At 74.6% G+C, this 3857-nt stretch carries 1 protein-coding gene and 1 pseudogene; one reads left to right on the forward strand and one right to left on the reverse strand.

The window, feature by feature from the left end; all coding sequences use genetic code 11:
• Nucleotides 1–3395 (reverse strand): PAS domain-containing protein (locus tag FJ694_RS35955; protein WP_157272315.1); only part of this gene is annotated, 3395 nt, incomplete at its 3' end.
• Nucleotides 3396–3646: 251 nt separating this feature from the next.
• Here FJ694_RS35955 and FJ694_RS35960 point away from each other — a divergent pair.
• A pseudogene (locus tag FJ694_RS35960) lies at nt 3647–3857 on the forward strand (energy transducer TonB); the annotation flags it as partial.

The raw sequence follows: 3857 nt of genomic DNA on the forward strand, positions 1-3857 counted from the left end.
GCCGGGGCCGCCGGCGCCGGCCGCGGCGGCGCGGCCAGCGGCAGCTGCACCAGCCGGTCCAGCAGCGTCGAGGCCGTCACCGGCTTCATCAGCACCGCCGAGAAGCCGGCCCGCTGCGCCGCGGGCTCGGCCACGTCCGGGTCGTGCGCCGTCACCAGCAGGCTCGGCGGCAGCTCGCCGCCCATGCGGCGCAGCTGCTGCAGCGTCTGCACCCCGTCGAGCTCCGGCATCTGCCAGTCGATGAGCAGCAGCTCGTAGGGCTCGTGGCGCTGCTGCGCGGCCTGCACGGCCTGCAGCGCCTGGCGCCCGTCGGCGGCCAGGTCCACGCGCAGCCCCATGCTGCGCAGCATCTGCTCCAGCGCCTCGCGCGCCTCGGGCAGGTCGTCCACCAGCAGCGCGCGCCGGCCCTGCAGCTGCGGCGGCAGCGGCGCGGGCGCGCCCCGGGCCACGCCCAGCGGCAGCGTGAACCAGAAGCGGCTGCCCTGGCCCGGCACGCTGTCCACGCCGATCTCCCCGCCCATGAGCCGCACCAGCCGCCGCGTGATGGCCAGCCCCAGCCCCGTGCCGCCGAAGCGCCGCGTGGTGGAGCTGTCGGCCTGCTCGAAGGCATTGAAGAGCTGCGCCTGCTGCGCCGCCGTGATGCCGATGCCCGTGTCGCGCACCTCGAAGCGCGCCAGCACCGTGTCGCCGTCGCGCTGCAGCGCCTCGGCGCGCAGCAGCACCACGCCGTGCTCGGTGAACTTCACGGCGTTGGCCAGCAGGTTCACCAGCGCCTGCGACAGCCGCGTCGGGTCGCCGTGCAGCGCGTCGGGCAGCCCGGTGCCGTCCACGACCAGCTCCAGGTCCTTCTGCCGCGCCCGGTCGGCCACCAGCGCGCAGCTGCGCGAGAGCAGCTCGTCGAGCCGGAAATCGACGCTCTCCAGCTCCAGCTTGCCGGACTCGATCTTGGAGAGGTCGAGCACGTCGTTGATCACGGCCAGCAGGTGCTGCGCGGCGTCCTCCATCTTGGCCAGGCGCTCGGCCTGCACCGGCGTGGGCTGGTCGCGGCTGAGCAGGTGCGTCAGCCCGATGACGGCGTTGAGCGGCGTGCGGATCTCGTGGCTCATGTTGGCCAGGAAGGCGCTCTTGGCCCGGTTCGCCGCCTCGGCCTCGTCGGCGCGCTGCGCCAGCCGCGCCGTCAGGGCGTGGATCTGCGCCTCGCGCGCCTTGCGCTCGCGGTTGTCGAACATGGTGGCGCGGGTGCGCAGCAGCCGGCCCTGCGCATCGACTTCCGCCGCCACGTCCACCACCACCGGCAGCACGCTGCCGTCCTTGCGCAGCAGGTCGTACTCCAGCCCGCGCAGCATGCCCAGCCGCTCCAGCTGCGAGCGGTACTGCGCGAACAGCGGGCGCTGCGCCGGCGTGATCAGGTCGGGCAGGCCGAGCTTGTTGACGACCTCCTCGCGCGCATAGCCGAGCATGGCCAGCTCGGTGTCGTTGATGGCGACGAAGATGCCCTCGGCATTGGTCGAGTGGTAGCCGCAGGGCGCCTGGTTGTAGAGCGCGGACACCTCCTCGGCCTGCACGCGCAGCGCCACGTTGGCCTCCTCCAGCTGGCGCGTGCGCTCCAGCACGCGCCGCTCCAGCTCGTCGCGGTGCCGCGCCAGCTCCGCGGCCTGCTGGCGCAGCGCCGTGACGTCCTCGAACACGAACAGCCGCTCCGGCTCGCGCCCCTCGGGGTGCTGGATCGGCACCAGGCGCACGCGCAGGTCGTGCGCGCGCCCGCCGTGGCTTTCCAGGCGCAGCTCGCCCGTCCAGGCCGTGCCCGCCTCCACCGCGGGCCACAGCCCGTCGGCACCGGTTTCCAGTCCGCCCACCTCGCGCAGGCTGCGCCCGGCCAGGCCCTCGGCCGGCTCGCCCAGGAACTGGGCACAGGCCGCGTTGGCGTAGAGCACCTGCCCGTGCCGGTCGGTGATGAGGACGCCGTTGGGGCTCTGCTCCACCGCCAGCGACAGCCGGCGCAGCCGGTCCTGCGCGGCATGCAGCTCGGTGATGTCGCGCGCCACGCCGAACAGGCCGATGACCTGGCCCTGCCCGTCGCGCAGCGGCCCCTTGGTGGTCAGGAAGGTGCGCTCGCCGTGCGGGCTCTGGAACTGCTCCAGCCCGGTGGCGACGCGGCCCTGGGCCAGCACGCTCGCGTCGATGGCGCACACCCGCGCCGCCTCCGCGGCCGGTATCAGCTCGGCGTCGCCGCGGCCCAGCACCACGTCGGCCGGGTGGCCCAGCACCCGCAGCGTCTCGCGGTTGGCCAGCAGGTACTTGCCGTTGAGATCCTTGGCGAAGATGGCGTCGGTGGAGTTCTCGGAGACGGCCTCCAGCAGCGACAGCGCGCGCAGCCGCTCCTGCTGCGCCGCGGCCACGCGCTGCGAGGCCTCCAGCGTGCGGCGCTGGCGCTGCAGGTACAGCGCCGCGGCGGCGGTGGCCAGCAGCGCGGCCGCCGCCGCGGCGATGGTGGCGGCCAGGCGCTGCGTGGGCGCCAGCGCCTCGGTGCTGTCGATCTTGGCCACCAGCACCCAGTCCGTGCCCGGCACGGTGCGCCAGGCGGCCAGCACGGGCGTGCCGCGGTAGTCGTTGAGGCCAGCCACGCGGCTGGGCGCGGAGGCCTGCTGCATCACCGGGTTGAGCAGCCAGTCGGGCTGGGCCAGCGGCCGGCGCAGCTGCAGCGCGGCCTGCGCGTCGGCGCGCAGCGGCGTCAGCGCCACGGCGTCGTTGCCGTCGCGGCGCCACAGCACCGTCTCGGCCGTCTCGGTGGGCACGGGCCAGCGCGCCAGCAGCGGGTAGAGCTGGGTGCGCGGATCGATGCGAAACACCAGCAGTGCCTGCACCGGCGTGCCGGTGTAGGTCAGCGGCGCGACCACGTCGATGCGCAGCGGCAGGGCGTGGTTGCCCTGGGCGTACAGGCCGCTGTGCTGCACCTCGCCGCTGGCCAGCGCGCGCTGCAGCGCCGCGGCCAGCACCGGCGCGGGCGCGGGCTCGGCGCTCTCGTCCTGGTGCAGCAGCACCCGGCCCTGCGGGTCCACCAGCAGCACGTCGGCGGCGGCGATGACCTGCCGGTAGGCCAGCACCCGCTCGCGGAACACCTCGCGCGCGTCCAGGTCGCCCTGCTGGCGCCACTGCGCGAAGAGGTCGGCCAGCGGGCGGCTGATGCCCAGGAAGCGCGCGGCGCGGCGCGTGTCCTCCAGCCAGTTCGCCACCTGCCCGGCGCGCAGCTCGGCCACGGCCTCCAGGCGCGCGGCCTCGCGCGCCTCGTCCTGTTGGTAGAGGGTGCGCACGCCCAGCACGGTCAGCAGCAGCGTGAGGGCGGCGAGCAGCAGCAGCGGTCCCCAGAGGCCGGTGCGCGAAGGGTTTGGATTCATCAAAGGGTGCCGGCCTGCACAACTGCCGGTCTGTTCTGGGGAAGTCCCGGGTTCATCGGTGGTCTGCGGTGCGGGCAGTGATCATGCCTGCGCCGCGGGGCGTTCCATCCCGCCTGCCGCAATCCCCCGGAAGGGGCACAAGCTATAGTGCCCCGCTTTGGCCGCGTGCCGCCCTTTGGGGGGTGCGCCCCAGCCGACCTTTTCGCCGTCCTTTCGCAGCTGTTTTCCCGGCCCCCAGCCGCCCGACTCCCGTGGATTTCGCCCGCCAGCAACGCAACCCCGCACGCCACCTGGCCGGCATCGCGGCCGTGGTGCTGATGCACCTGCTCCTGGGTTACGCCCTGGTCACCGGGCTGGCGCGCAAGGTGGTGGACGTGGTGCAGGCGCCGGTGACGGCGCTGCTGCTCGACGAGCCCAGGCCGGCCCCGCCGCCGCCCCCGCCTCCACCGCCGCCGCCGCCTC

Source organism: Azohydromonas aeria (genome assembly GCF_009760915.1).
In the GTDB taxonomy this organism is placed as follows: domain Bacteria; phylum Pseudomonadota; class Gammaproteobacteria; order Burkholderiales; family Burkholderiaceae_C; genus Azohydromonas; species Azohydromonas aeria.